The sequence below is a fragment of the Limnohabitans sp. 2KL-3 genome (assembly GCF_001269405.1).
Lineage (GTDB): Bacteria > Pseudomonadota > Gammaproteobacteria > Burkholderiales > Burkholderiaceae_C > Limnohabitans_A.
Genome location: NZ_CXON01000003.1, coordinates 274,133 through 300,604, shown reverse-complemented (window position 1 = coordinate 300,604; position 26,472 = coordinate 274,133). Strand labels below are relative to the sequence as shown.

The 26,472-nt window shown below is 59.8% G+C and carries 22 protein-coding genes and 1 other RNA gene; 13 read left to right on the top strand and 10 right to left on the bottom strand.

Annotation, left to right across the window (positions count from 1 at the left end):
- The gene (gene gyrA, locus AMM41_RS06105) at positions 1–2,682 is read right to left on the bottom strand and encodes a DNA gyrase subunit A (protein WP_089954550.1); all 2,682 of its coding nucleotides are present in this window, start codon (positions 2,680–2,682) and stop codon (positions 1–3) included.
- A gap of 231 nt (positions 2,683–2,913) precedes the next feature.
- On the opposite strand from gyrA, the gene ompA reads away from it, so the two are divergent.
- The 4 genes from ompA to ssrA all read left to right on the top strand — a co-directional run bounded on the left by ompA (position 2,914) and on the right by ssrA (position 5,453).
- Positions 2,914–3,582 carry an outer membrane protein OmpA gene (ompA, locus tag AMM41_RS06100; protein WP_089954546.1) on the top strand — a complete coding sequence of 223 codons (669 nt, stop codon included), beginning with the start codon at positions 2,914–2,916 and terminating at the stop codon, positions 3,580–3,582.
- A 90-nt stretch (positions 3,583–3,672) separates the two neighbouring features.
- Complete coding sequence (gene ubiG, locus AMM41_RS06095) at positions 3,673–4,383, top strand: bifunctional 2-polyprenyl-6-hydroxyphenol methylase/3-demethylubiquinol 3-O-methyltransferase UbiG (RefSeq protein WP_089954540.1); 711 nt, start codon at positions 3,673–3,675, stop codon at positions 4,381–4,383.
- Positions 4,384–4,385: 2 nt separating this feature from the next.
- Positions 4,386–5,051: an HAD-IA family hydrolase gene (locus tag AMM41_RS06090; protein ID WP_089954536.1), complete on the top strand. Its 666-nt coding sequence runs from the start codon at positions 4,386–4,388 to the stop codon at positions 5,049–5,051.
- Positions 5,052–5,064: 13 nt separating this feature from the next.
- Positions 5,065–5,453, top strand: a transfer-messenger RNA (tmRNA) gene (gene ssrA / locus AMM41_RS06085).
- 405 nt (positions 5,454–5,858) lie between these two features.
- Here ssrA and metK read toward each other — a convergent pair.
- Positions 5,859–7,040, bottom strand: a complete 1,182-nt coding sequence (gene metK / locus AMM41_RS06080; RefSeq protein ID WP_089954532.1) for a methionine adenosyltransferase — start codon at positions 7,038–7,040, stop codon at positions 5,859–5,861.
- A 321-nt stretch (positions 7,041–7,361) separates the two neighbouring features.
- On the opposite strand from metK, the gene AMM41_RS06075 reads away from it, so the two are divergent.
- Positions 7,362–7,583, top strand: coding sequence for a SlyX family protein (locus AMM41_RS06075; RefSeq protein ID WP_053175127.1), 222 nt, complete (start codon positions 7,362–7,364; stop codon positions 7,581–7,583).
- Complete coding sequence (locus tag AMM41_RS06070) at positions 7,583–8,653, top strand: RNA methyltransferase (RefSeq protein ID WP_089954528.1); 1,071 nt, start codon at positions 7,583–7,585, stop codon at positions 8,651–8,653. The genes AMM41_RS06075 and AMM41_RS06070 overlap by 1 nt, the downstream gene beginning before the upstream one ends.
- Before the next feature lie 203 nt (positions 8,654–8,856).
- Here the strand turns inward: AMM41_RS06070 and AMM41_RS06065 are convergent, their stop codons facing one another.
- From AMM41_RS06065 to AMM41_RS06055, 3 genes are read right to left on the bottom strand one after another with little or no spacing between them, the layout of a single operon-like run.
- Positions 8,857–9,753 carry a DMT family transporter gene (locus AMM41_RS06065; RefSeq protein ID WP_089954524.1) on the bottom strand — a complete coding sequence of 299 codons (897 nt, stop codon included), beginning with the start codon at positions 9,751–9,753 and terminating at the stop codon, positions 8,857–8,859.
- Positions 9,750–10,280, bottom strand: a complete 531-nt coding sequence (locus AMM41_RS06060) for a methylated-DNA--[protein]-cysteine S-methyltransferase (protein WP_089954521.1) — start codon at positions 10,278–10,280, stop codon at positions 9,750–9,752. Before AMM41_RS06060 ends, AMM41_RS06065 begins: the two co-directional genes overlap by 4 nt.
- Positions 10,277–11,872, bottom strand: a complete 1,596-nt coding sequence (locus AMM41_RS06055; RefSeq protein ID WP_089954518.1) for an Ada metal-binding domain-containing protein — start codon at positions 11,870–11,872, stop codon at positions 10,277–10,279. Before AMM41_RS06055 ends, AMM41_RS06060 begins: the two co-directional genes overlap by 4 nt.
- 153 nt (positions 11,873–12,025) lie before the next feature.
- Here AMM41_RS06055 and AMM41_RS06050 point away from each other — a divergent pair, with 153 nt between their 5' ends.
- From AMM41_RS06050 to AMM41_RS06030, 5 genes are all read left to right on the top strand, one after another.
- Positions 12,026–13,429, top strand: a complete 1,404-nt coding sequence (locus AMM41_RS06050; RefSeq protein WP_089954512.1) for a phosphomannomutase/phosphoglucomutase — start codon at positions 12,026–12,028, stop codon at positions 13,427–13,429.
- Positions 13,430–13,431: 2 nt separating this feature from the next.
- A complete protein-coding gene (locus AMM41_RS06045; RefSeq protein ID WP_089954508.1) occupies positions 13,432–14,301 on the top strand; it encodes a glycosyltransferase family 2 protein in 870 nt (289 codons plus the stop codon).
- Positions 14,288–15,556, top strand: a complete 1,269-nt coding sequence (locus AMM41_RS06040) for an O-antigen ligase family protein (protein ID WP_089954504.1) — start codon at positions 14,288–14,290, stop codon at positions 15,554–15,556. The genes AMM41_RS06045 and AMM41_RS06040 overlap by 14 nt, the downstream gene beginning before the upstream one ends.
- Positions 15,557–15,774: 218 nt before the next feature.
- Positions 15,775–16,569: a glycosyltransferase family protein gene (locus AMM41_RS06035; protein WP_194944628.1), complete on the top strand. Its 795-nt coding sequence runs from the start codon at positions 15,775–15,777 to the stop codon at positions 16,567–16,569.
- Positions 16,566–17,480: a glycosyltransferase family A protein gene (locus tag AMM41_RS06030; protein WP_089954497.1), complete on the top strand. Its 915-nt coding sequence runs from the start codon at positions 16,566–16,568 to the stop codon at positions 17,478–17,480. The genes AMM41_RS06035 and AMM41_RS06030 overlap by 4 nt, the downstream gene beginning before the upstream one ends.
- 1 nt (position 17,481) lies before the next feature.
- On the opposite strand, the gene AMM41_RS06025 is transcribed toward AMM41_RS06030, so the two are convergent.
- Positions 17,482–18,276 (bottom strand): glycosyltransferase family 25 protein, encoded by a 795-nt coding sequence (locus AMM41_RS06025; RefSeq protein ID WP_194944627.1) that lies wholly within the window; start codon positions 18,274–18,276, stop codon positions 17,482–17,484.
- Between the two features lie 119 nt (positions 18,277–18,395).
- Here AMM41_RS06025 and AMM41_RS06020 point away from each other — a divergent pair, with 119 nt between their 5' ends.
- A complete protein-coding gene (locus AMM41_RS06020; RefSeq protein ID WP_089954489.1) occupies positions 18,396–19,460 on the top strand; it encodes a glycosyltransferase family 4 protein in 1,065 nt (354 codons plus the stop codon).
- 56 nt (positions 19,461–19,516) lie between these two features.
- Positions 19,517–20,791, top strand: coding sequence for a 3-deoxy-D-manno-octulosonic acid transferase (locus AMM41_RS06015; protein WP_089955281.1), 1,275 nt, complete (start codon positions 19,517–19,519; stop codon positions 20,789–20,791).
- A gap of 105 nt (positions 20,792–20,896) precedes the next feature.
- Here AMM41_RS06015 and AMM41_RS06010 read toward each other — a convergent pair whose 3' ends face one another.
- The 4 genes from AMM41_RS06010 to AMM41_RS05995 are packed head-to-tail and all read right to left on the bottom strand — an operon-like array spanning position 20,897 to position 26,459.
- Positions 20,897–22,213, bottom strand: coding sequence for a TolC family outer membrane protein (locus AMM41_RS06010; protein WP_089954486.1), 1,317 nt, complete (start codon positions 22,211–22,213; stop codon positions 20,897–20,899).
- Between the two features lie 49 nt (positions 22,214–22,262).
- Positions 22,263–22,592, bottom strand: a complete 330-nt coding sequence (locus AMM41_RS06005) for a rhodanese-like domain-containing protein (RefSeq protein ID WP_089954483.1) — start codon at positions 22,590–22,592, stop codon at positions 22,263–22,265.
- A 7-nt stretch (positions 22,593–22,599) separates the two neighbouring features.
- A complete protein-coding gene (locus AMM41_RS06000; RefSeq protein ID WP_089954481.1) occupies positions 22,600–23,259 on the bottom strand; it encodes a protein-L-isoaspartate O-methyltransferase family protein in 660 nt (219 codons plus the stop codon).
- A gap of 44 nt (positions 23,260–23,303) precedes the next feature.
- Positions 23,304–26,459, bottom strand: coding sequence for an efflux RND transporter permease subunit (locus tag AMM41_RS05995; protein WP_089954478.1), 3,156 nt, complete (start codon positions 26,457–26,459; stop codon positions 23,304–23,306).
- Positions 26,460–26,472 lie beyond the last annotated feature (13 nt).

The following is a 26,472-nucleotide window of genomic DNA, read 5'->3' as shown; positions in this document are numbered from 1 at the left end:
TTATTCCGCTGCGGGTGTGTTGTCATCAGAAGTGTTGGTGCTGTCACTTTCACCATCGCTGGCATTCGCGTCGTTTTCCACAATGCGTTGCAGGCCTGACAGCTTGGCACCGGCGTCCAGACCAATCAGGGTCACACCTTGTGTGGCGCGGCCCAGTTCCCGGATTTCGGACACGCGGGTGCGCACCAAAACGCCGGTGTCGGTGATCAGCATGATCTCGTCGTCGGCATGCACCAAGGTGGCGGCAACCACTTTGCCGTTGCGCTCGGATTGCTGGATCGCGATCATGCCTTTGGTGCCACGACCGTGGCGTGTGTATTCGGTGATGCTGGTGCGTTTGCCGTAGCCGTTTTCGGTGGCCGTGAGCACACTGGCGCGGGCTTTGGCTTCATCGGCGGGGGTGTCGGGGTTTTCTTGTTCCGACACCAGCATGGCGATCACGCTTTGGTGGTCTTCGATCATCATGCCGCGCACGCCGCGTGCACTGCGGCCCAGCGGGCGCACATCGTTTTCGTCAAAACGCACGGCCTTGCCACCGTCGCTGAACAGCATCACGTCGTGCTGCCCGTCTGTGAGGGCAGCGCCAATCAAGAAGTCACCCTCGTCCAAATTGACGGCGATGATGCCGCCTTTGCGCGGGTTGCTGAATTCGTCCAGCGATGTCTTCTTGACCGTGCCCATGGAGGTGGCCATGAACACATATTGGTTGTCGGGGAAGGTGCGTGCTGCACCGGTCAGGGCCAGCACGACGTTGATTTTCTCGCCTTCTTGCAGCGGGAACATGTTGACGATGGGGCGACCGCGTGAGCCGCGTGAGCCGGCCGGTACTTCCCAGACCTTGAGCCAATACAGACGGCCACGGTTGGAGAAACACAGCAGGTAGTCGTGTGTGTTGGCGATGAAGAGCTGGTCTATCCAGTCGTCTTCTTTGGTGGCGGCCGCTTGTTTGCCACGACCGCCGCGCTTTTGGGCGCGGTATTCACTCAAAGGCTGGCTCTTGATGTAACCGCTGTGGCTGAGCGTGACCACCATGTCAGTGGGCGTGATCAGGTCCTCGGTAGACAGGTCTTGCGCACTGTGCTCGATCTCGCTGCGGCGAGCGCCAATTTTGGTCTGGCCAAATTCTTGGCGCACGGTGCCCAGCTCGTCACCAATGATGGTGGACACGCGTTCGGGCTTGGCCAGGATGTCCAACAGGTCTTCAATTTCGGACATGACCTCTTTGTACTCGGCCACGATCTTGTCTTGCTCCAGACCGGTCAGGCGCTGCAGGCGCATCTGCAAAATCTCTTGCGCTTGCGTGTCTGACAGGCGGTACAGGCCGTCTTGACCCATGCCGTATCCGCGATCGAGTCCTTCGGGGCGGTAGTCGTCGGCATTGACCACGGAGCCATCGTCACGGGCACGCGTCAGCATGGTGCGTACCATCTGGCTGTCCCAAGAGCGGGTCATCAGCTCGGCTTTGGCCACGGGTGGTGTGGGCGCATTGCGGATGATGGCAATGAAGTCGTCAATATTGGCCAAAGCCACGGCCAGGCCTTCGAGCACATGGCCACGGTCACGTGCTTTGCGCAGCTCGAACACCGTGCGGCGTGTCACCACTTCGCGGCGGTGCTGCAAGAAGACCTGGATCAGGTCCTTCAGGTTACACAGCTTGGGTTGGCCGTCGATCAGGGCCACCATGTTCATGCCAAAGGTGTCTTGGAGCTGCGTCTGTTTGTACAGGTTGTTCAGCACCACTTCGGGCACTGCGCCGCGCTTGAGCTCGATCACCAAACGCATGCCCGACTTGTCGGACTCATCCTGGATGTGGCTGATGTCCTCGATTTTCTTTTCGTGCACCAGTTCGGCCATGCGCTCTTGCAGGGTCTTTTTGTTGACCTGGTAAGGCAGTTCGTCAACCACGATGCACTGGCGTTGGCCTTTGTCGATGTCTTCAAAGTGGCATTTGGCTCGCATCACAACGCGGCCGCGGCCGGTGCGGTAGCCATCCTTGACGCCGGTCATGCCGTAAATGATGGCGCCCGTGGGGAAATCCGGCGCGGGCACGATTTCCATCAGTTCGTCGATGGATGCTTCGGGGTTGCGCAGCAAATGCAAGCAAGCGTCCACCACCTCGTTCAAGTTGTGCGGCGGGATGTTGGTGGCCATGCCCACAGCGATGCCGCCTGAGCCATTGATCAGCAAATTGGGCAGTCGCGAAGGCAAGACCAGGGGTTCTTTTTCGGAGCCGTCGTAGTTGGGCCCGAAGTCCACGGTTTCCTTGTCGATGTCGGCCAACATCTCATGGGCAATCTTGGCCAAGCGGATTTCGGTGTAACGCATCGCCGCCGCGTTGTCGCCGTCGACCGAGCCAAAGTTCCCCTGGCCGTCCACCAGCATGTGGCGCATGGAAAAGTCTTGTGCCATTCGCACGATGGTGTCGTATACCGACTGGTCACCGTGAGGGTGGTACTTACCAATCACGTCACCCACGATACGGGCCGACTTTTTATACGGACGGTTCCAGTCGTTGTTCAGCTCGTGCATCGCAAACAACACACGGCGGTGCACGGGTTTCAGGCCATCGCGCGCATCGGGCAGGGCGCGACCCACGATCACGCTCATGGCGTAATCGAGGTAGCTGCGCCGCATTTCCTCTTCCAGACTGATGGGCAGTGTTTCTTTGGCGAACTGGGTCATATGTAGGAAGAAAAGTAACGCGGTGTAAACCACTCATTTTAAGTGCATGCGAGTGTAGCTTCGTTGCAACATTTGTCAGTGTTTTCAACGAATGCTTTTATCGTCTGTTCAGCATTTGACAGAAGTCACCGCCGTCTATGGCACAATAAATGTCAACGCAGTAAGTGACGGTCATTTGCTGTGTCATTTTTACGCAGCGAGTCTGCGGCTTTATCCCTCAAGAGGAAGACCATGAAGAAACTCAACAAAGTGGCGATGTTGTTTGCCTCCGCAGCTCTCGCAACCGCAGCCGGCGCTCAAACCGTTGACAACTGGCGCAACGGCTCCGGCGACTTGGTGTGGAAAAACGGCACCAACGAACTGTGCTGGCGCGATGCCAACTGGACACCTGCTACAGCTGCTGTCGGTTGCGACGGTGCCATCGTGGCTCCTAAAGCTGCACCAGCGCCTGCTCCCGCTCCTGCACCAGCTCCAGCTCCAGTGGCTGCTCCAGCACCCGCTCCAAAACCAGCACCAGCACCCGCTCCTGCGCCTGCTGCTGCGACCAAAGTGACTTACGCTGCTGACGCGTTCTTTGACTTCGACAAAGCCGTGTTGAAAGCTGAAGGCAAAGCCAAGCTCGACGACTTGGTTGGTAAAGTCAAAGGCGTGAACCTGGAAGTCATCATCGCTGTCGGTCACACCGACTCCGTGGGTTCTGACGCTTACAACCAGAAGCTGTCGGTCAAGCGCTCTGACGCTGTGAAGGCCTATTTGGTGTCCAAAGGCATCGAAAAGAACCGCGTTTACACCGAAGGCAAAGGCGAGAAGCAGCCTGTGGCTGACAACAAGACTTCTGCTGGCCGCGCTAAAAACCGCCGCGTTGAAATCGAAGTGGTCGGCACCCGCGCCAACAAGTAATCCTCTCTGGATTGCCCAAAAGCCCCAGCAATGGGGCTTTTTTTTGCCTCAAATTTTCTGAGTGCTGTGCTTTAACCGACAATCCAGCCCATGAATCCAAGCTCATCCAATGTTGATCCGGCCGAATTGGCCAAGTTTTCAGACCTCGCCCACCGCTGGTGGGACCCCGAAAGCGAATTCCGTCCCTTACATCAAATCAACCCCTTGCGTTTGGAGTGGATTCACGGCTTGGTGCCACTCACGGGATTGAAAGTGGTGGATGTCGGTTGTGGTGGCGGCATTTTGGCCGACGCCATGGCCCGCAAAGGGGCAGAGGTTTTGGGCATTGATTTGGCCACCAAATCCCTCAAAGTGGCCCAATTGCATGCCCTCGAAGCGGGCACGCAAGGCGTGCAGTACCGCGAAGTCAGTGCTGAAGCTTTGGCCGCAGAAAAACCCCAGCAATTTGATGTGGTCACCTGCATGGAAATGCTGGAACACGTCCCGGATCCGGCCTCGGTGGTCAAGGCCTGCGCCCAAATGGTCAAGCCTGGGGGCTGGGTGTTCTTTTCCACACTCAACCGAAATCCCAAATCCTTTCTGTTTGCCATCGTCGGTGCCGAGTACATCCTCAAACTCTTGCCCAAGGGCACGCATGAGTTTGCCCGCCTGATCAAGCCCAGCGAACTCACATCTTGGGCGCGTGAAGCAGGGCTGGACGCCCAAGGCTTCAAAGGCATGGAATACAACCCCTTCACCAAGCGCTATTGGCTCAGTCAAGACACCAGTGTCAACTATTTGCTGGCGTGCAGGAAAGCCTGAACATGTTCCACAACGTACAAGCCGTCTTGTTTGATTTGGACGGAACCTTGATTGACAGTGCCCCTGATTTGGGCGCAGCGGTAGACAAAATGCGGGTTGACCGTGGTTTGTCTTCTTTTCCCTTGGACCACTACCGCCACATGGCTGGTGCGGGTGCCCGAGGCATGTTGGGCATTGGCTTTGACATGACACCCGATCACGCCGACTTTGAGGCGATGAAGGAAGAGTTCTTCGTCAACTATGAGCGCTGCATGACTGAGCGCACCCGCATTTTTGATGGCGTGGTTGAGCTGATTGCGAGTTTGGTGGCGCAAGGCATGCCCTGGGGTGTGGTGACCAACAAATCCAGCAGATTCACCGATCCGCTCACATCGGCCATGCCTTTGTTCGCTACGGCCGGGACCATCGTCAGCGGCAACACTACCCCACACGCCAAACCGCATCCCGAACCTCTTTTCGAAGCCGCAAGGCGTTTGGCCATCGATCCGGCCCGGTGCGTGTATGTGGGCGACGATGAGCGTGACATCGTGGCGGGTTTGGCCGCAGGCATGGGCACGGTGGCAGCCACTTACGGTTATTTGGGCCAACAGACCGATATTTCGCGCTGGAATGCCCATTTGCACATTGATTCTCCGATGGACCTCTTGAAATCCCTCAAGAGCGCCTAAAATAGAACGTTCAGGGGCTGCACTGGTTTCGACATGGGTTCGGACGCGTGGCAGGGCATGTCGAGGTTCTGATCCTCGTTAATCTTCGGAAAAAAAACTAACTGCAAACGACGAACGTTTCGCACTCGCCGCTTAATCCGGTGAGCCTTGCAACAGTTGGCCGATAGGCTGGGTTAGGGTGATGAGGGGGTTAAACCCCTCAAAGTCCTGGCTGCAAGGTAAAACATATGGGCTGGCATCACCTCGGGTACCTTGAGGTGGTGTGAGAAAAAAGGGTGCTGGCTGGGTGTTCAGCGTGTCGCTGCGCGGTTCATTTGGCGAGACTCAAATCAGACGACTACACATGTAGAACTGTACGAAAAAGACTTATGGACGGGGGTTCAAATCCCCCCAGCTCCACCATATGCAAGCTCAAGGGCGTTTACTGAGTTTCAGTAAACGCCCTTTTTCTTTGGGAAATCAAGTGTTTGCAGTGCAAGGACGTTCATTAGCGTTCGTTGACAGCCAAACCAAACGGGGGAACAAAGCGGGGAACAACCGGGGCAAAATCTGAAAAAACGGGGAACGTTCCCCGGTTTGCCCCCCGGACACCTGAGAGAACGCCCCCATGCTGATCGATGCAAGTCTTGGCGGGGTTTTTTGGGATCTAGATCGCATTCCCCCAAACATGGTTTTGACCCTGCAAGCCCCGTTTTAGCGCTTTTTAAAGAAGCGTTGGAATGCCCTCCAGCGGGCAATCCTGCATAAAAAAAGCCACCCGTATCATGCCGGGTGGCTTGAGTCTGACCCAGTGCTGGCAGGCTGGAATCAAAGGCCTGCAGCGCCCTTCAGTGCAGCAGCACGGTCGGTGCGTTCCCAAGTGAAGTCGGGCTCGTCACGGCCAAAGTGGCCATACGCTGCGGTCTTGCTGTAGATTGGGCGCAGCAGGTCCAGCATCTGGATGATGCCTTTGGGGCGCAGGTCAAAGTGCTCAGCCACCAAGGCGGACAATTTGTCGTCTGAAATAACACCCGTTCCGGCGGTGTTGACGGTGATGTTCATGGGACGTGCCACGCCAATCGCGTAGGCCACCTGCACCTGGCACTGGGTGGCCAAGCCTGCGGCCACAATGTTCTTGGCCACATAGCGGGCTGCGTAGGCGGCCGAGCGGTCCACCTTGGACGGGTCTTTGCCAGAGAAGGCACCACCGCCGTGGGGGCAGGCACCGCCGTAGGTGTCCACAATGATCTTGCGACCAGTCAAACCGCAATCGCCCTGGGGGCCGCCAATGACGAAACGGCCGGTGGGGTTGATCAGGTACTTGGTGTCTTGCAGCCACTCTTTGGGCAGCACGGGCTTGATGATCTCTTCGATGATGGCTTCGGTGAAGCTGGCCTTCATCTTGGTCGATGTTTCCGACTGGTCGGGGCTGTGCTGGGTGGACAGCACCACGGTGTCGATGCTGTGGGGCTTGCCGTCCACGTAACGCATGGTCACCTGGCTCTTGGCATCGGGCCGCAAAAATGGCAGGCGGCCGTCTTTGCGCAGCTGGGCCTGGCGCTCGACCAAGCGGTGGGCGTAAAAAATGGGGGCGGGCATCAGCTCGGGCGTTTCGCTGCAGGCGTAGCCGAACATCAGGCCTTGGTCGCCCGCGCCGATGTTGAGGTGGTCGTCAGAGGCATGGTCCACGCCTTGGGCGATGTCGTTGGATTGCTTGTCGTAGCAAACCATGACCGCGCAACCCTTGTAGTCGATGCCGTAATCGGTGTTGTCGTAGCCGATGCGCTTGATGGTGTCGCGGGCGACCTGGATGTAGTCGACGTGCGCGTTGGTGGTGATCTCACCGGCCAAGACTACCAGACCGGTGTTGGTCAGGGTTTCGGCGGCCACGCGGCTGCGGGGGTCTTGTTCAAAGATGGCGTCAAGGATTGCGTCAGAAATCTGATCTGCAACTTTGTCGGGATGGCCTTCCGAGACGGATTCGGAGGTGAAGAGGAAGTCGTTGGACATAAAAAAGGCTCCTGTTTTCAATGGTTTGTCGGCGTTGCCGACCCTGAAAACCCGGAGCCTGGCGAACGCTTTAGCAGAATTTATGAATCGCCCTGCAAGTAGTTCAGTTAACTCGGCGATTTTTTGATTGTATCAATTTGCTGGCAGTCTGTGTTGGAGAACGCACTGTCAATGAAATTGAGCCCGACTCTCACTCAAGGCTGATCGTCTGTGCGCTTCTGTGCCGGCCTTCCAAATCGAAGCCCTCTCGTTCTGCTGCTTCAGCGCCAACGTGGTTGGCATCTTGTCCGCGTGCATCAAAAATCATGTCCAATACAGCCCATGGACATTCCAACCCCTATTGAAAACCGCCTGGTTGATCTGGAAATCAAGGCGGGCTTTACCGAAGACCTGCTGGACCAGCTCAATGCGCAGGTGTACCGCCAGCAACAACAAATTGACGCGCTCATTCAGGAACTGCGCCAGATGCGCGAACGCCTGCCCGAGTCGGGCGGTGGCGCTGAAGTGCGCAATTTGCGTGACGAGATTCCGCCGCATTACTGATGAAATTTCACAGCATTCAGGACATTCGGGACCATTTGCGTGCCCTGGGCGCCAACGCCTTGCACGAGCAGCGTGTGCTGCGTTTGTGGGCGCAAGCCAAACCGCAAAACAGTGGGCGCAGGCCGCTGGAGAGCTTCATGCCCACGGCGGTGCGTGAGGCACTGCCTGTCTTGAGTGAGGCCCTCGCAGCCTTGGTCAACTTGCGCGAACAGCACCCGGCTCAAGACGGCTCGGCCCGCTTCCTGGTGGGTCTGCAAGACGGCCAGACGGTGGAAAGCGTCTTGCTGCCGCGCGATGGCCTGTGTGTCTCCAGCCAGGTCGGTTGCGCGGTGGGCTGTGTGTTTTGCATGACCGGCCGTGAGGGCCTGATTCGCCAGGTGGGCAGTGCCGAGATCGTGGCGCAGGTGGCTTTGGCCCGCACGCTCAGGCCCGTCAAAAAAGTGGTGTTCATGGGCATGGGCGAGCCTTCGCACAACCTGGATGCGGTGATGGACGCCATCGACCTGCTGGGCACGGTGGGCAACATCGGGCACAAGAATCTGGTGTTTTCCACCGTGGGCGATGCACGCGTGTTCGAGCGTTTGCCGCAAGGCCGCGTCAAGCCTGCCTTGGCTTTGTCGCTGCACACCACGCGTGCCGATCTTCGAGAGCAGCTGCTGCCGCGAGCCCCGCGTTTTGACCCGCAAGATTTGGTGGAAGCGGGTGAGATTTATGCCCGCGCCACCGGTTACCCGATCCAGTACCAATGGACCTTGATCGAAGGCGTCAACGACAGTGCCGAAGAAATCGAAGGCATCGTGCGTTTGCTGAAAGGCAAATACGCGCTGATGAACATGATCCCCTACAACGCGGTGCCCGACTTGCCCTATGCCAGGCCGAGTTGGGAACGCGCCGCCGACATCGCCCGCACCCTGCACCAGCGCGGCGTGCTGACCAAACTGCGCCAGTCAGCCGGGCAGGACGTGGACGGCGGCTGCGGCCAGTTGCGCGCCCGCGATGTGCAGCGCGTACAGCCCGTGAAAATGTTCATGTCAGGCTCGAAGCCCCAGGCCACACGCCACGCCCCGTAGGTCGGAGCTTCAGCTCCGACATTGTTGGTTTCTGCGAAAGCTCATGTCGTGGCTGAAGCCGCCGACCTACAAAACGCCCCGGGTCTTCGCGCCGACAAAATGCCGAATTCCCCGTCGGTACTCGCAGAGTCCGACGTTGCTGGTTTTGCGAAGGTCACATGTCGGGGCTGAAGCCGCCGACCTACAAATGCATGGCTGCCCGCTCAACGTCCAGGCAGTTTGACCAGCCCGCTGGACAGCGATGTGCCCAGCAAAATCACCGCGCCGCACAGCAGCATCCAGGCGGTGACGGTTTCGCCCAGAAACAGCACGCCGTAAGCGATGGCAAAGACGGGCACCAAAAACGTGACCGTCAAAGCGCGTGCTGGCCCCGCCACTTCGATGAGTCTGAAATACAGGATGTAGGCCACGCCGGTGCACAGCACACCCACGATGATCAAGGACCACCAGACCGAGGCGCTGGGCCATTGGTCGGGATGAAACCACAGCGCTGGCAACAGCAAAGCCAAGGTGGCCCCGATCTGGCTGCCGGTGGCGGTGACCAGCGGGGGCAGGCTGGGGATGTGCTTTTTGGTGAAGCTGGCCGACAGCGCATAGCAGGTGGTGGCCGCCAGACAAGCGAGCACCGCCCATGCGGGCGCTATGCCCGAGGCGTTGGGCTTGAAGCTGGCCTGCCCACCGGCCAGCAGCACCACGCCGCCAAAGCCGATGGCCAGACCCACGGTGCGTGACAGGCTGGGCTTGTCGCCCAGCCAGAGCCAGGCCACCACTGCGCCAAACAAAGGCACAGTGGCGTTCAAGATGGATGAAAAACCCGTGGTGATGTGCATGACCGCAAAGGAATACAGGGCAAACGGAATGCCGCTGTTGAGTGCGCCCACAAACAGCACGGGTTTCCAATGACGGCGCAGCTGAGCCCAATGCCCTTTGGCCAGCATGATGGGCAGCAAAAAAGCAGCGGCAATGGCCACCCGAATGGCGGCGGTGGGCAAGGCACCTAATTCGACGGCCGCCATGCGCATGAACAAAAAGGACGAGCCCCAGATGGCCGACAGAATCAGAAAGTCGGCCAGCCAGCCTTTGGCGTGAGAAGTGGTCATTCAGGAAAGAGGGAATCAGAGGAGGGCAGGGCGATGGGGTGGCCTTCCAGTTTGAGCAGCGCCTGTTTGCGCCACAGCCCGCCTGCATAGCCCGTGAGTTGGCCACCGCCGCCCAGGATGCGGTGACAGGGCACGATGATACTCACCGGGTTGCGCCCCACGGCCGCGCCCACCGCCCGAACAGCCTTGGGGTTGTTCAGTTGCCGGGCCAGGTCGCCATAACTTTGGCTGTGGCCAGACGGGATGGCCAGCAAAGCCTGCCAAACCGATTGCTGGAATGCGGTGCCTGCCGACAGGTCCAGCGGCAGATCAAAGCGGTTCAAATCGCCCGTGAAATAGGCCTGCAATTGCGCGCTGGCGTCTTGCAGCAGCGGGTGTGCGGTGACGCTTGTCCAGCCGCGCAGGCGTTCATCGCTGGGGCCATGCCGCTGGCCTTCAAACCAGACGCCGCACAGGCCCAGGTCTGAGGCGGCCAGGGTCATCGGCCCCAAGGGGCTGTTCCATTGTTGGGTCAACAGGGGTGTCATGGTGCGGGGTGGTTGTGGTTCTGGTTGTGGGGCTCGGGGTGATCGGAGGGCTCGGGTTGAGGGGCCAAGCGCTGCCAGGCCGCGATCAGGGCATAGCTGCGGCAGGGCCGCCAGGCTTGGCCCAAAACTTCCAGGGCTTGGGTGGGGCGCGGGTGCTGACGCACCCCCAAGGCGGTTTGCAAGGCCACGTCCTGCACGGGCCAGGCGTCTGCCCAGCGCAGGGCGCGCATGGCGATGTAGTGGGCCGTCCAGGGGCCGATGCCCGGCAAGGCCATGAGCGCCTGCAAGGTGGGCTCGAGCTGCGCGCGGCGGCTGAGGTCCAGGCTGTCCGATTCGACCGCCTGCGCCAGGGCCTGTATGGCTCTTTGACGTTGCCGCACCAAGCCCAGGCTGCCCATGAGTGCGGCATTTTCTTCGCGCGCCAAAGTGGCCGGGCTGGGAAACGTGCGGTTCAGCTCGGGCCAGGGGGTGTTGCAGGGCTCGCCCAGGGTGTTGACCAGCCTCTGGCCCAACGTGCGGGCGGCTTTGACGCTGATTTGTTGACCCAAAATGGCCCGCACGGCCAGCTCAAAACCATCCAGGCAGCCGGGCAGACGTTGGCCCAGGGCTTGCGGAAAATCAAGCCCAATGACCTGTGCGATGCGGGCGGGCTCGGCGTCCAGGTCCAGCCAGTCCCGCACCTGCGCCACCACTTGGGGCAAAACGGGGTCCAATGAGGCGCTGACCCGCAGGTGCACCACGGCTTGCGTGCGGTCCCAGCGCAGCTCCAGCCAGCCGGTGGTGGCGTGGCTTGCATGGGGCCAGCGCACCGTCCTGCGCAACACGGCGTGCGGGCCTTGGCCCTCCCAGCTTTCCATGCCGCTCAAGCTGCGGTCTTGCAGAAACTGCCAAAGCGTGGCGATTTGACAAGGCGGACGGTAGGGCAAAACCAGGGCGGTGCCGGGCTGGGGTGCCTTGCGCAGCGGCGCGCTTGCGGTTCGAAGTTGCCCCGGGCTGAGTTGGTAGTGCTGGGCAAATGCGGCGTAAAGGTTCCTGGCCGAGCCAAAGCCACTGGCTCGCGCCACATGGGCCACCGACAGGGGGCTGTCTTGCAGCCACTGTTTGGCGTGCAGCAGCCTTTGGGTTTGCAGGAATTGCAGGGGCGAGACCTGCCAATGGCGCAAAAACAGACGCCTCAAGTGCCGGTCGCTCACGCCCAGCTGCGCCGCCAATGCCGCCATGCTCGGCGGCTTGAGGCCTTGCTGAATGGCCGATTGCAGCTGTTGGGCCGCGCTTTCGGCCAGCACCGCCTGGGCATCGGTGGTGGACCAAAAGCGACGAGCGGGGGCTAGTTCTGGGCGGCAGCGCAGGCAGGGCCTGAAGCCTTGTGCCTCGGCTTGAGCGGCTGTTTCAAAAAAGCGGCAGTTGGCTGGGCGGGGCAGTCTCACCCGGCAAACTGGGCGGCAATAAATGCCGGTGGAGGTCACCCCGGTGAAAAAAAGCCCATCCCACGCCGCATCCTTGTCGGCCATGGCTTGGTAACAGCGCTGCGCGTCCAGGCCTGCGCTCGATCCGGCTGTCGAGCTGGGTGGGGCAAATGGAAGGTGATGCATCGACAGCCATGTTATCGGCAAATCTGTGCACAGAACCATGGGTTTTGTGCTGTTTTCGGACCCGTGATGGTGTCTCTGTTTTGTAACCCTTGCCGCCTACAATGCTCATTCAATTCATAAACCAAGCCTCATGGCTTTTGATTGCTTCATCCCATGCAAGTGACCCCCTCCATCTTCAAAGCCTATGACATCCGCGGCGTGGTGCCGTCCACGCTGAACGAGCAAGTGGCCGAAGGCCTGGGCAAGGCCTTTGGCACCCAGGCGCTGGCCGAGGGCCAGACCCAGGTGGCCGTGGGTCGCGATGGCCGCTTGAGCGGGCCTGGTTTGTCGGCTGCGCTGATTCGCGGCTTGGTGGCCGCAGGCATTCAGGTCATCGACATCGGCATGGCCACCACGCCCATGCTCTACTTTGCGGCCAACACCGCCTGCCAAAGCGGCATCCAGGTCACCGGCAGCCACAACCCCAAGGACTACAACGGCTTCAAGATGGTCTTGGCGGGCCGTGCCATTTACGGCGACGAAATCCAGGCCCTGCGCCAGATGATGGAAGCCGAAACCTGGCAGCTCAAGGCCGGTGGCAGCGTGTCGCACTTGGATGTGCTGGCCGACTACACCCAGCGCATCGTGGGCGACATTCGCTTGGCCCGCCCCATGAAGATCGTGGTGGACTCGGGCAATGGCATTGCGGGGGCGTCTGCGCCCGGCATCTTCCGCGCCTTGGGCTGCGAAGTGATCGAACTGTTCAGCGAGGTTGATGGCGAATTCCCCAACCACCACCCCGACCCGAGCAAGCCCGAAAACCTGCAAGACCTGATGAACGCCCTGAAAACCACCGGGGCTGAGCTGGGCCTGGCGTTTGACGGTGACGGCGACCGCTTGGGCATCGTCACCCAAGACGGCAACAACATTTACCCCGACCGCCAGATGCAGCTGTTTGCCCAGGACGTGCTCAGCCGCGTGCCCGGCGGCACCATTTTGTTTGACGTGAAGTGCTCGCAGCGCCTGGCCCCTGCCATCGAGGCCGCAGGTGGCAAGCCCCTGATGTACAAAACCGGTCACTCCTTGATCAAGGCCAAGATGAAGGCGATTGAGGCCGAAGGCGGCCAGGCGCCTCTGGGCGGCGAGATGAGCGGGCACATCTTCTTCAAGGAGCGCTGGTACGGTTTTGACGATGGCACTTACGCCGGTTGCCGCTTGCTGGAAATCGTCAGCAAGAGCCCCGATGCCAACGCCGTGCTCGACGCCTTGCCCACCAGCTTCAGCACGCCCGAGCTGAATGTGAAGTGCGCCGAAGGCGAGCCGCACAGCGTGACCCGCGCCCTGCAGGCCAAGGCGGCCAGCGCCTTCAGTGCACCCGCCAAAGTGTCGGACATCGACGGCCTGCGCGTGGATTGGCCCGATGGCTTTGGCCTGATCCGGGCGTCCAACACCACCCCCGTGCTGGTGCTGCGCTTTGAAGGCCAGACCGAGGCGGCGCTGCACCGCATCGAAGGCGAAATGCTGGCCCTGCTGCGTTCGGTCAAGCCCGATGCGCAGATCGAAGCCTCTGCGCACTGAGCATGGACTTGCCAACGCTCGATCAGGTCACGGTGGTGGTGGTCACCCACCACAGTGCCCACTGCTTGGCCGGTTTGAATGCCTTGCTCGCACATTGTCCGCACATCATCGTTTCAGACAATGCCAGCAACGATGGCACACCCGCACAAGCCCAAGCCTTGTGGCCCCAAGCCCAGGTCTTGGCCCACCCCCATAACTTGGGCTTTGGCGCAGCCAACAACCGCGCTTTGAGTCGGGTCACAACACCTCTGGCCTTTTTGCTCAACCCCGATTGCGAAATCACCCCAGAAGGTTTGCTGGCCTTGATGGCGGCAGCCGAGGCGATGCCCGATGCGGCTTTGCTGGCCCCGCAGTTGGTCACTGCCAAAGGGCAAGCCGAAGTCAATTACCGCTGGCCCCACACTTTATGGACGTCCCAAGGGCCTGCGGCTGAAGGGCCTTGTTGTGTGGGCTTTGTGTGCGGTGCGGCCATGTTGTTTCGCATGCACCGTTTTGAACCTGTGGGTTTTTTTGACGAGCGGTTTTTTCTTTATTACGAAGACGATGATTTGTGCCTTCGTCTATTTAATGCCCGACGCCCCATGTTGCTGTTGCCGGACATTCAGGCGGTGCACCGCTCGCGGGGCTCGGTCAAGGGACGCTCGCCCTTAAAAAGTGAGTACGTGCGCGGTTTTCACCACGCCCAGTCCAAGCTGATTTTTGAGCAAAAACATGGTTCTCGGGCACGCGCTTTGAGTCAGCGGCGCAGCTTGCTTTTGTCCACATCTCTGGCGCTGCCTTTGCGTGTGGTGTTGTTTTCACCCAAACGCATCGCACGCATGGCCGGGCGATGGATGGGCCTGTTGCGGTGGCAAGCCGATGAACCGATGTGATTTTGAAACCCTGACCCGGGGTGAGCGGCTCCAAAATGGCTTGGTCTGGCTGTTCTTGTCTTGGATTTTGGTGGTCCCGGGAGGGCCTTTGTTGTTGGCCTTGCTCTTGACCACATTGGGGTTGCTGGGCGTCTCGCAATTGCAGCAAAGTCTGGCTTCGCTTTGGGCTTGGCCACAGTTGCGCTCAGTGGCTTGGGGGTTTGCAGCGTTTGTGGTGGCGGGTGTTTTTATCGGGGTTTGGTACGGCTATGGGCCGGGCTATTACGAGGCCTACATTCCCTTTTTGATGGCCCCTTTGATGCTGCATGGGGTGTTGACGGCACGATTGCAAGCGGGTGTGTTGTGGTTGGGCGCGGCCAGCGCAGCAGTGCTGGCAGGCGTCTTGGCCAGCTACCAAAGTTTGGTGCTCGATGTGGGGCGTGCCAAAGGGGCCATGAACCACCCCATCATTTTTGGCGACTTGTCGGTCGTGCTGGCGTCGATTGCCTTGTTTGGTGTGCTTTATTCGCAGCAGTCCAAATCCTCGTTCTACCTCAGGGCGTATTTGCTGCTCGGCGCACTCATGGGCGTTTGGGCTTCCTTGCTGAGCGGGACCAAAGGCGGCTGGTTGTCGATTGTGATGGTCATGTTTGTTTTTGCCTGGCGTTTGACCGCCGACAAAGCGTTGATGTGGCGGGCTTTGGGGCTTTTGTGCATCGTGGCGCTCATCATCAAAGGGGTCTTGCTGGCGCCTGAAGCCTTGGTTTGGGGCCGTTTGGAAGGGGTCTGGGGCAGTGCCAAGCATTGGTTTGACACCGGTGAAGTCACCGATTGGTCCGTCAGCATTCGCCTGGAGTTGTGGTCTTACGCATGGGAGTTGTTCAGCCAAAAGCCGCTGCTGGGCTGGTCTGGGGGCGAGGCGCTTGCCAAACTGGCCGAACACTTGAAGCCTTTTAATGTTCCTGTAGGCATTGCGCCGGTCTTTGAGAACGATTTGCTACACTTTGCCGCTGTGGCGGGCTCGGTGGGCGTTTTATCTGTGTTGGGTTTGTACGTGGGTGTGTTTTTCGGGTTTTGGCAATTCAAAAAGCAAGTTCAAGAGGCACAGACCTCGGCTTTTGTTTTGTTGGGCATGTTGCTCGTGGTCATGCTTTTTGAGTTTGGCCTGACGGTCAATGCTTTGGGACGCAATGCCTTTCGATACTCTTTTTGCACCCTGTCTGTGATGCTTCTGAGCCTTGTGATCATGTCGGAGAGGAAACACAAGGGAGAGTGATGGAGCTCATTTTTTTATGCCCGGCCATTCGAAAGGCTGTAGGCGGGGTCAAGGTCATTTACAGGCAAGCAGAGTTGATTCACACATTGGGCCAATCACGAGGTTTTTCTGCCGCCGTGATGCACCCTAATACTTTTTTTTTCAAGGTCGGCTGGTTTGATTCCACTGTGCCTTTGAAACGCGCTTTTTTTAAATGGCGCTGGATGGGCAAACCCTCCATGTCCAACATCGCTGGCGCATTCAATCCCAACAAACACACGGTGGTCATTCCCGAGCTTTGGGCCCGAAAATACGGTGCCCAATTGGCCTTGATGGGCGTGCCCTATGCCATTTACGTGCAAAACGGTTACTACATCACCAAGGGCCGTCCGTCTGACCTGGACAAGGCCTACCAGGGCGCGCGTTGCATTTTGACCATCTCGGACGATGCCACCCGGTGTGTGGCCCTGGCGTTTCCCGGGGTCGAGTCGAGGATTTTGCGGGTGCACTACGCCGTGGATGCGCAGCGCTTCAAACCCGATCAAGCCAAAGAAAACATCATCACCTACATGCCTCGCAAGTTGGCCGACCATTCCTCCAAGGTGCTGTTTTTTCTGCGCCATCATTTGCCAGCCCATTGGTCCATCGTGCCCATTGACGGCATGACCGAAGTTCAGGTCGCTGCTTTGCTGGAGCGGTCCAAAATTTTCATGGCCTTCAGCCATTTTGAAGGCTGTCCTTTGCCCCCGCTGGAAGCGGCTTTGAGCGGCAACCAAGTCATTGGCTACACCGGGCAAGGTGCCAAGGAATACTGGCGGCCGGAAATCTTTGATGAAGTCGCCTCGGGCGATGTGGCCGGGTTTGCCCAGCGGGTTCTTGCTAAAGTACAGGCCATCGATCAAGCCCAAGGGTTTGACGTTTGTTTGCCCACCATTCGGGCATTGGCCAAGACTTATTCCCCTGAACAGGAGCGCACGGACATGCTTGAATTTTTAAATTGGATGGGTTTGAACGGACATGGTTTGAAGGCATGAGCACTCCCAGCCTGCACGTCGCTATTTTTTCGTACAACCGAGGGGCCTACCTCAAGAACTGCGTTGATTCCTTGCAACGCAACATGCCCGGGATCGGCTGGACGGTCTATGACGACGGGAGCGATGAGCCCGAAACCGTGGCTTATTTGCAGACTTTAGGCGGGGCCGTTCGGCCCATGAAGGCAGCGGGCGATGACCGTCATGGCGGCTATTACAACAACATGCAAGCCGCTTTGGATGCGGCGCAGGCCGATTACCTGCTGATGTTGCAAGACGATTTGCAGGTGGTCCGGCCATTTGCGCCTGAAGACCTGTTCAGGATAGACCAGGTCTTCGAACAAAGCCCGACAACGGTCTTCATCAGCCCCTTGTTCATGAAGGGCAGCAAAAGGGCCTATTTTCAGCAACGTTACCAACCCGACGCTCAACTGCGTTGCTATCGCTGGTCAGCCGATCCGCTAGAAACGGGCAAAGTGCCTCAGAAGTACGCCGATATCGCCGTCTTGCATGTTGCTCGTTTGCGTCAAAGTGGCTGGCGCTTTGCAGGATCCGAAGAGGCCAATGGCGCATTGGCCGACAGCCTGTTTGGCGACATGGTTCAGGCGGCCGAGCCTTGGGTTTTTTATGTCCCCGAGGAGCCCGCTTACCGTGGGCGCGTGCTCACCTACGGGGCCAAACTGGCGGTCAGAATGTCGGGCAACCAGGTCAAGTCTTTTCAGGACATGGGTGTGCAGGCCTGCGCGGCATTTGCACAAAGGGATTTGAGTGTGTACCCCTTTGCCGAAGATTTTGTGGACACGGTTGATCCAAGGGTGCGCAAGCCCTACAAGTTCAATGCTTACCGCACCCGATGGCTGCCCTTGATTCTGAACAAGCTGGAGTTGTTGGGGCGGCGTCTTTGGCGTCGCTGATTCAGAACTGCTGAATGTCAATGCCGACAAATTGACGTCGGGCTCGCCAAAAACACCCCAGATACCGAGCGGCCAGGCGCAGTTGTCCGCGCAATCTGCGCCATTTCAATTGCAAGTCGTGCAGACCGCCCCGGGTGGGTGGGCTGGGCACTTTCTCTCGGGCAATCAGGGAATGGGATGCGATGGGGCAAGACACACCATAGGCCACGGCCATGTCCGCCTGGATGGCAAAAGCTGGAACCGTTTGCCATGATTTGAGCTGGTAAGTGCTGGAGATGAATGCGTCGGCCAAGCCCATGCCATGCTGGGTAAATTTGGCCAGCAGGATGCGTGCGCCAGAGGGCCAAAGCACGTAGGCGGCGGCTCCCGTGCGGTCCTGCAGCAGGGGGTGCAAACGGGCATTCAGATCCGGCATGGCCTTGCTGCGCCGACCCAGCAGTTTTTGGCGTTGCCGGGTTTCGAGTGATACATGGTCCAGCCCATTGATCATTTCCAAGTGTTTCAGCAAGTTGGGCGTGTTGTGCGCCAAGATGGCATCGTCTTCCAGCACCAGAGCCGGTTCGTGGCTGTCTGCAATCTGTTGCCAAACTTGGTGGTGGCTCATGAAGCAGGCCACTTCGGTGATTTTGATCGGACGTTCCCAAGAAAAGGCATGGGCCTGAAAAAACGCATCGGGAATATCGGCCGGAGTTTGCGCATCGATGAACTGAGCCTCCAAGCCCAAGCGCAGGGCTTGCTGCGTCTGAAACTTCCGGCGTTCCAGCGCTGAGGGTAAATTCAAAATGTAGGTTTTCATCCAGGGTGTCTTCCAGTCGTGGGCCAAATATACCTGCATGGCTTGTGGCTTGGAGATGCAACACCTTGGCCCGATGGCGCTCCCTATAATTTGCCGATACCCACTCAGCTTCGGACCCCGTGCTCCATTCCAATCCCGACGTCATTGTCTTCAACATCAAGCAGCGCTACACGGGTGTGTCCGCCACCATCAACGCTTTGGTGCCTTTGCAACTGCAGCAATGGCGCTTGGGCTATTGCGGCAACACCCTGTCCAATGGTGTGGTGGGCATGAGTGCTGGACAGGCCATTGCCTTGTCGCGCCAGCCGCCACCGGGGCGCGCATTCCGCATCTGGCATGTGCGCCGTGACCCTGAAATGATGCTGGGCATTTTTGCCCGCGATGTGCTGCGCTTGCCGATCAAGCTGGTCTTCACCTCGGCTGCGCAGCATTTGCATGGGCGGTTTCCTCGCTGGCTGATTTCCAAAATGGACGCGGTCATCTCGACCACGCCGCTGGCGGCCTCTTTTGTGCCCAACACCACCGCTGTGGTGCCGCATGGCATTGACCTGTCGCGTTTTGCGCCGTCGCCCGACAAGCTGAAAGCCTGGGCTGATTCAGGCTTGCCCGGGCAGTACGGCATCGGGGTGTTTGGCCGTGTCCGACCCGACAAAGGCAGTGATGTGTTTGTGGACGCCATGATCGAGGCGCTGCCGCATCTGCCGGGTGCCACTGCGGTGATTGCCGGGCTGGCACAGCCTCAGCACCAAGCCTACCAACAAGCCCTGATCGACAAAATTGCCCAAGCGGGCCTGTCCGAGCGCATTGTGTTTCTGGGCGAAGTGCCCGCTGGCGAGGTGCATCGGTGGTACCAACGTTGCCTGCTGTGCGTGGCTTGCCCGCGTTACGAACCCTTTGGCCTGACCCCCTTCGAGGCGGCAGCCACGGGCTGTGCGCTGGTGTGTTCACGCACCGGGGCGTTTGACCAACTGGTGTTGCCCGGCGTCACGGGCGAGCTGGTCGATACCGGCGATGCGCCCGGTCTGGCCCAAGTCGTGCAACAAGTGTTGGCCGATTTGCCCACTGCCGTGCAGATGGGCCATGCCGCACGCGATCGGGTGTCGGAGGTGTTCTCGTTGGCCAAAGAGGCTGAGGGTATTGGCCGGGTCTACCAGCAGTTGTTTGACCAGGCGGCTCGGCCTTGACGGGCAAAGGCTTGTCTTGGGCAGAAGGCCTGGCGCTGTGGGCCTACGGTGTCATCATGCGAGCCTTGCAGCCCCTGCTGCGCCGCAAACTCCACCGCCGGGGCCAACAAGAGCCTGGTTATCTGGCGCACATGCCCGAGCGCTTTGGCTTTTACGATGGCAGCCCACCGGAGCCCGACCGCGTCTGGGTGCATGCCGTCTCCTTGGGGGAGACAAGGGCCGCGGCCATCTTGATCGGGGCATTGCGCGATGCGTGGCCCGACATGCGTTTGCTGCTGACCCACAGCACGGCCACGGGCAGGGCCCAGGGGCAGTCTTTGTTGCGCCCCGGAGATGCGCAGGCCTGGTTGCCCTGGGACACCCCTGAGGCCACCCGGCAATTTTTGCAGCACCACCGGCCGCGCCTGGGCATCTTGATGGAGACCGAGGTCTGGCCCATGTTGGTGCAAGCCTGCGTGCAGGCGCAGCTGCCCTTGGTGCTGGCCAATGCCCGCTTGAACGACAAGTCGTTGCGCTCGGGCTTGCGCTGGTCGCTGCTGTCAGGCCCGGCTTACCGGGGTTTGCATGCGGTGTGGGCACAAAGTCCTGAAGACGCGGCCCGCCTTGGGCAATTGGGTGCCCAAGTGCAGGGGGTGTTGGGCAACCTCAAATTTGATGTGCAGCCTCAGCCTGAGGCACTCGCATGGGCCCAGCATTTGCGCCGACAGTGGCAGCACGACGGCAAAGCCCGGCCGGTAGTCATGTTGGCCAGCACCCGCGAAGGTGAGGAGGCCCTGTGGCTGCAGGCCTTGACGGCCAAAGCGGATCGGCTGGCCGCGTTCCAGGCCGCGGGCGTGGTCTGGTTGCTGGTGCCCAGGCACCCCCAGCGCTTTGACGAAGTCCACGATCTGTTGGTTGCGCAGGGTCTGAGCGTGGTTCGTCGCTCGAACTGGGACTTGGGTCAGCCGTTACCTGTTCACGCTGACAATGTGCCCGTTTGGCTGGGCGACAGCGTGGGCGAGATGCCTGTTTATTTTCAGAGCGCCGACATGGCCTTGTTGGGTGGCAGTTTCATGCCCTTGGGCGGACAAAATCTGATCGAGGCCGCCGCCTTTGGCTGCCCGGTGATCATGGGGCCACACACCTTCAACTTTGCCGAAGCTGCCCAAAATGCCGAGCAAGCGGGGGCCGCAGTGCGGGTCAACGGCATGGACGGGGCGCTGGACCAGGTCATGGAATGGCTGCGTCAACCTCAAGACCTGGCAAAGGCCCGCCAAAAGGGACTGGACTTGGTGGCCCAAAGCCGGGGTGCCGCCCAGCGCTACGCTAAGGCCATCACACGATGGGCCTGAGACCATTCCAAGCCACAATGAAAAAGAGCCGCCAAGCCCAGAGTGACACAGCGGCCTGAAACCCCAGGCGCTGGGCTCAAGCCCCGCCCAAACGCCTGATGCCGCTTATTTCTGCAGCAGCGTAGACAGGTTTTGCAGATCGTCGGCCTTGAGGGTCCCGCTGGCCTGCAGGAGGCGCAACTGGCCCAGCATGACATCGTGACGCGCTTTGGCCAGGTCACGCTTGGTCTGAAACAGCTGGCTTTGGCTGTTGAGCACATCGATGTTGATGCGCACACCCACCTGATAACCCAGTTTGTTGGCGTCCAAGGCACTTTGGCTGGAGGCTTCGGCCGCTTGCAAGGCCTTGACCTGGCTCAGGCCTGATTGCAGACCCAAAAAGGCGGTGCGGGTGGCTTGGGCCACGCTGCGTTGCGCTGCTTCAAGGTCGCTTTTGGCTTTGTCTTCCAAAGCCACGGTTTCTTGAATGCGGTTTTGACTGGCCTGCCCGGTGTAAAGCGGGTAGTTGAAGGCCAGGCCAATGGTGGCGGCGTTGGTGTTGAACTGGGCAGTGGGGCTGCCATTGCGGTAGCGCGTCATGCCGTAGCTGCCGGTCAGATCGAGCGTGGGGCGCAGGGCGGCTTGGGCTTTGGTGATTTCAAGCTGGGCCACTTCCAAGGCGATGCGGGCTTGGGTCAAGTTGCCATTGTTTTGGGCCGATTGCGTCACCCACGATTCGATGCTGCCACTTTGCAGACGGTCCATGTTGACTGCACCTGCCAAAGGGGCGGGGTTGACCTCGCGTTTTCCCACGGTGTCATCCAAGGCCAGCTTTTTGATGCGCAAATCGTTGTCAGCGGCAATCTCTTGAGCTGTGACCAGATCAAAACGGGCTTGAGCCTCGCGCGTGTCGGTGATGGTGGCGGTGCCAACTTCGAAGTTGCGTTTGGCAGCGGCCAATTGTTCAGCCACGGCAGTCTTTTGGGCTTTGACAAAGTTCAGGCTTTCTTGTGCCGTCAGCACGTCAAAGTAAGCCTGGCTCAGCCGCACGATGAGTTCTTGCTCGGCCACTTTCAACTGGGCCTGCGCCAAGTCCACTTGCTTCATGCCCTGTTCGTAGCTGGCCTGGTTGGCCGGGCGGTACAAAGGTTGGCTGGCGCTGAGTGTGAGTGCACGGGTGCCGAAAGCGCGACTGCCCGAGGCGTTCGATTGGTTGTCCAGATCGGTTTCTGACAAGCTGCCACCCAAACCTGCGGTGGGGCGCAGCAAGGCCTTGGCCTGCTCAGCCTTGGCCAGCGTGGCCTCGAATTGCGAACGAGCCGACTTGAAGGTGGCATCGTGGCTTTTGGCCGATTCGTACAGTTGAGCCAAGTTTTGGGCTTGGGCCGTGCCTGCAAAGGCGGCCATAAGGGCCAAGGTCAGGGGCAGGGTGCGCAGTTTCATGGCGGATCTTTTTGAAAAATGTCAGGCCAGCATCGGGCCAAAAGCTCACTCAATAAACTGGAATACTGGGGTCCACTTGGGCCGACCAGGCGTGAATGCCACCGGCCACGTTCACAACTTGGAAACCGTGTTGCAGCAAAAAGTTGGCCACCTGCATGCTGCGACCGCCGTGGTGGCACAGGCAGGCAATTGGGCGGGTTTTGTCGAGTTCGCTCAGTCGCGCCGGGATGGTTTGCATGGGCATGTGCACCAGATCCAAGGCTTCAGGCTGGGTGCTGGCGGTTTGCAGTTCCCAGCCTTCCCGCACGTCAAGCAATATGGGGCGTTGGGTTTGTTGGCTGGCCCATTCGGCCACTTGGGAGGGGTAAAGCTGTTCCATAAGGGTCTCAGAAGTGGAAGCTGGAGGGTTCGGCAAAACCTGACAGGCGCGGGGCATTGCAGTCCCAAGGCTCGGTGGTGGTCCAGCTGTTTTGCCCGGTGCGGGTGATCAAGGTGGCCCGCATCATGGGCTCTTGGCCCACGATGGCCACCAGGCGGCCACCCTCGGTGAGTTGTTGCAGCAAGGTGGCGGGCACTTCGGCCACCGAGCCATTGAGCACGATGGCGTCAAAGGGGCCGTCAGCAGCAGCGCCTTGGCTGCCATCGGCGCAGCGCACGGTGACGTTGCTCACGCCGGCTTGTTGCAGCTTGGCTTGGGCCTGGCTGGCCAAAGCGGGATCGATTTCCAGGCTCAACACGCTGGCTGCTTGGTGGGCCAGCAAGGCCGCCATGAAACCCGAGCCGGTGCCCACATCGAGCACTTTGTCGGTGTTCAGCACAGCCAGGTCTTGCAGCAAGCGGGCTTGCACGCGTGGGGCCAACATGACTTGGTTGGGCGCAGCGCCCAGCGGGATTTCCATGTCCACAAAGGCCAGCGCCTTGTGCGCCAAGGGTACAAAGTCTTCACGGCGCACGGTGGACAGCAGGGCCAGCACTTGCGGGTCCAGCACTTCCCAAGGGCGGATTTGCTGCTCGATCATGTTGAAGCGGGCCTGGTTCATGTCCATCTCGTTTACTCCTGCGGGGGGTCTAAGTCAAATAAGCCATGATTTTAAGGGGCGCTCGTGACCTGGCCCTGACGGCTCGGGCTCAGGCCGGCTTTGCGGCGCAGCCACTGCGCCAGATCGTCCATGTAGCAGTACACCACCGGCACCACCACCAGCGTCAACAGCGAGGAGGTGATGACCCCGCCAATGACCGCCTGGCCCATGGGCGCGCGTTGCTCGGCACCTTCGCTCAGCGCAAAGGCCAGCGGCACCATGCCAAAAATCATGGCCAAGGTGGTCATCAAGATGGGGCGCAGTCGCACTTTGGCCGCCAGCAGCAGGGCTTCGGCGCGTTCCAGTCCATCCTCTCGGGCACGGATGGCAAAGTCCACCAGCAAGATGGCGTTTTTGGTGACCAGGCCCATGAGCATGATCACGCCAATGATGGAGAACATCGACAAAGTGGAGCGGAATGCCATCAGGGCCAGCACCACGCCGATCAGGGTCAGCGGCAGGGCGGTCATCAGGGCCAGGGGCTGCAAGAAGCTCTTGAACTGGCTGGCCAAAATCATGTAGATGAAGATCACCGCCATGGCCAGGGCCGACAGGGCATAACCAAAGGACTCGGCCATGTTTTTGGTCGAGCCGCCAAAGCTGTAGCGGTAACCGGGCGGCAGGCTCAGGCTGTCCATGGCTTTGCGGATGTCGGCCGAGACTTCCCCGGCGGAGCGTCCGAAGACGTTGGCGTTGATGGCCACCTCGCGCATCATGTCGCGTCGGTTGATTTGGTTGGAGCCGGTGGTTTCGCTCACCTTGGCCACCTGGCCCAGGCGCACGATGCGTGGGCTGCCATCAGCGGCCGGTGTCACCATGAAGGGCAAACGTTCAAGGTCTTGGGGGCTGTTGCGGGCCTCGGGTGCCAGACGCACATTCACGTCATAGGTCTGGTCGTCCGGTGCACGCCAGTTGCCCACGGTTTGCCCGGCCACCAGGGTGCGCAGGGGGCCGGCCAGTTGCGCCGTGCCCAGGCCCAAGTCAGATGCTGCATCGCGCAGCACCTCCACGCCAATCACGGGTTTGTTGGGCTTGACGCTGGAGTCCAGGTCAACCAAGCCGGGAATGTCCCGCACCTTGGCCAAGGCCAGCAGCGCCAGGCGTTCCAGCTCTTTTTGGTCGGGGCCTTGCAGCGAGAACTCCACTTGCTTGTTGCCGCCAATGGCGTCGAGCAAACCGGCGTGCGTGACCGCGATGCCCGGCACTTGTTTGAGGCGGTCGCGCAGGGCGGCGGACATCTGGTCGGCGTTGCGGCTGCGGTTTTTGCGGTCCACCAAACGGATGTACAGGTTGACGTTGTTCTTGCCCTGCGCGTTGGCGGTGTTGATGGTGCTGACGGTGTAGCGCACTTCCGGGAAGTCGCGCAGGATGGCTTCGACCTGCCGGGTTTTGGCCTCGGTGGCTTCGAGCGAGGTGCCCACCGGGGTTTCGAACTTGAGCGAGGTTTCAGAAAAGTCGGCCTTGGGCACAAATTCGGTGCCCAGCAGGCGGGTCATGAACACGCTGGCCACAAAAATCGCCAGGGCCAGAAACACGGTGGACTTTTTGTGCACCAGCGCCCAGCGCAAGATGCTCTGGTAGCCGTCGGCCAGGCGCTCGGTGCTACGGTCAAACCAGCCGGTCACGCGGCCAATGCTCTTGTCATACCAGTTGGCGGGTGCTTGGTTTTTGCCGTGTGCATCAATGGCCGGGTCGTGCCAGATGCTCGACAGCATCGGGTCGAGCGTGAAGCTCACAAACATTGAGATCATGACCGCCGCCACGATGGTGATGCCGAACTCGTGGAAGAACTTGCCGATGATGCCTTCCATGAAGCCAATGGGCAAAAACACCGCCACGATGGACAAGGTGGTGGCCAGCACGGCCAGGCCAATTTCTTGTGTGCCCTCCAAAGAGGCCTTGTAGGCGCTTTTGCCCATCTGCACATGCCGCACGATGTTCTCGCGCACCACAATCGCGTCGTCGATCAGCAGGCCCACGCACAGGCTCAGCGCCATCAGCGTGATCATGTTGATCGTGAAGCCGAACATCTGCATGAACATGAAGGTGCCGATCAGCGAGATCGGCAGCGTCAGGCCTGTGATGACGGTGGAGCGCCAGGAGTTGAGGAACAAAAACACGATCAACACCGTGAGGATGGCCCCCTCGATCAGGGTCTGGCGCACGTTGTTCACCGACACCCGAATAGGGCGTGAGTTGTCGGTGATGGGCTCAAGCCGCAGGCCCGGTGGCAGTTGGGCTTGCAACTCGGCCACGGCCTTGACCAGGCCATCGACCACTTGAATGGTGTTTTCGTCTTGCGACTTTTGCACCGACATCAAAAGCGTGCGCTGACCGTTGTACAGCGCCAGGTTCTCCAGCTCTTGCGCGCCGTCTTGCACCGTGGTCACTTGCGACAGGCGAATCGGGGTGCCGTTTTTGCGCGCCACGATGATGCGGCCAAAGTCTTCGGGCCGCGCCATGCGCGAGCTGATTTGGACCATGCGTTCTTGCTGCAGCGAGCGGATCGCGCCCACGGGCAAGTCTTGGTTTTCGTTGCGAACGGCGGCCACCACCTGCTCGGCCGTGACGCCCAGCGCCTCCATATGGGCCGGTTGCAAATACAGGTTGATCTCGCGTTTGCTGCCACCCACCAAGGTGACCGAGCCCACACCGCGCACGTTTTCCAGGCGCTTTTTAAGCACTTGCTCGGACCAGTTGGTCAATTCCACGGCATTGAGTTTGTCACCTTCGGGGATGACGGCCAGCGACCACACGGCGCGGCTGGAGGGGTCAAAGCGCAGCACCCGGGGCTCTTTGACTTCGGTGCGCAGCAGGGGGCGCAGCGAGGCGACTTTTTCGCGCACATCTTCGGCGGCTTTGCGGCCGTCGATCTGCAGCTGAAACTCCATGATCACGACCGACTGGTTTTCAAAGCTGCGCGAGGTCAGGGTGCTGATGCCCGCGATCGAGTTGACGCCTTCTTCGATCTTTTTGGAGACCTCGCTCTCCACAATCTCGGGTGATGCGCCGGGGTATTCGGTGCTGATGACCACCACCGGAAAGTCGATGTTGGGGAACTGGTCAACTTTGAGGCGCTGGAAGGAAAAAATGCCCAGCACCACCAAGGCCAACATGACCATGGTGGCAAACACCGGGTTTTGCAAACTGACGCGGGTGAACCACATGCTGTAAACCCTT

Bases quoted from the DNA above. Each gene is read 5' to 3' on its own strand.
- ompA (WP_089954546.1), top strand. From the start codon at position 2,914: ATGAAGAAACTCAACAAAGTGGCGATGTTGTTTGCCTCCGCAGCTCTC.
- AMM41_RS06010 (WP_089954486.1), bottom strand. From the start codon at position 22,213: ATGAAACTGCGCACCCTGCCCCTGACCTTGGCCCTTATGGCCGCCTTT.
- AMM41_RS06005 (WP_089954483.1), bottom strand. From the start codon at position 22,592: ATGGAACAGCTTTACCCCTCCCAAGTGGCCGAATGGGCCAGCCAACAA.
- AMM41_RS06065 (WP_089954524.1), bottom strand. From the start codon at position 9,753: ATGACCACTTCTCACGCCAAAGGCTGGCTGGCCGACTTTCTGATTCTG.
- AMM41_RS06035 (WP_194944628.1), top strand. From the start codon at position 15,775: ATGTCCAACATCGCTGGCGCATTCAATCCCAACAAACACACGGTGGTC.
- AMM41_RS05995 (WP_089954478.1), bottom strand. From the start codon at position 26,459: ATGTGGTTCACCCGCGTCAGTTTGCAAAACCCGGTGTTTGCCACCATG.
- AMM41_RS06030 (WP_089954497.1), top strand. From the start codon at position 16,566: ATGAGCACTCCCAGCCTGCACGTCGCTATTTTTTCGTACAACCGAGGG.
- AMM41_RS06025 (WP_194944627.1), bottom strand. From the start codon at position 18,276: ATGAAAACCTACATTTTGAATTTACCCTCAGCGCTGGAACGCCGGAAG.
- AMM41_RS06045 (WP_089954508.1), top strand. From the start codon at position 13,432: ATGGACTTGCCAACGCTCGATCAGGTCACGGTGGTGGTGGTCACCCAC.
- metK (WP_089954532.1), bottom strand. From the start codon at position 7,040: ATGTCCAACGACTTCCTCTTCACCTCCGAATCCGTCTCGGAAGGCCAT.
- AMM41_RS06015 (WP_089955281.1), top strand. From the start codon at position 19,517: ATGCGAGCCTTGCAGCCCCTGCTGCGCCGCAAACTCCACCGCCGGGGC.
- AMM41_RS06040 (WP_089954504.1), top strand. From the start codon at position 14,288: ATGAACCGATGTGATTTTGAAACCCTGACCCGGGGTGAGCGGCTCCAA.
- gyrA (WP_089954550.1), bottom strand. From the start codon at position 2,682: ATGACCCAGTTCGCCAAAGAAACACTGCCCATCAGTCTGGAAGAGGAA.
- AMM41_RS06050 (WP_089954512.1), top strand. From the start codon at position 12,026: ATGCAAGTGACCCCCTCCATCTTCAAAGCCTATGACATCCGCGGCGTG.
- AMM41_RS06075 (WP_053175127.1), top strand. From the start codon at position 7,362: ATGGACATTCCAACCCCTATTGAAAACCGCCTGGTTGATCTGGAAATC.
- ubiG (WP_089954540.1), top strand. From the start codon at position 3,673: ATGAATCCAAGCTCATCCAATGTTGATCCGGCCGAATTGGCCAAGTTT.
- AMM41_RS06055 (WP_089954518.1), bottom strand. From the start codon at position 11,872: ATGCATCACCTTCCATTTGCCCCACCCAGCTCGACAGCCGGATCGAGC.
- AMM41_RS06000 (WP_089954481.1), bottom strand. From the start codon at position 23,259: ATGGACATGAACCAGGCCCGCTTCAACATGATCGAGCAGCAAATCCGC.
- AMM41_RS06070 (WP_089954528.1), top strand. From the start codon at position 7,583: ATGAAATTTCACAGCATTCAGGACATTCGGGACCATTTGCGTGCCCTG.
- AMM41_RS06090 (WP_089954536.1), top strand. From the start codon at position 4,386: ATGTTCCACAACGTACAAGCCGTCTTGTTTGATTTGGACGGAACCTTG.
- AMM41_RS06060 (WP_089954521.1), bottom strand. From the start codon at position 10,280: ATGACACCCCTGTTGACCCAACAATGGAACAGCCCCTTGGGGCCGATG.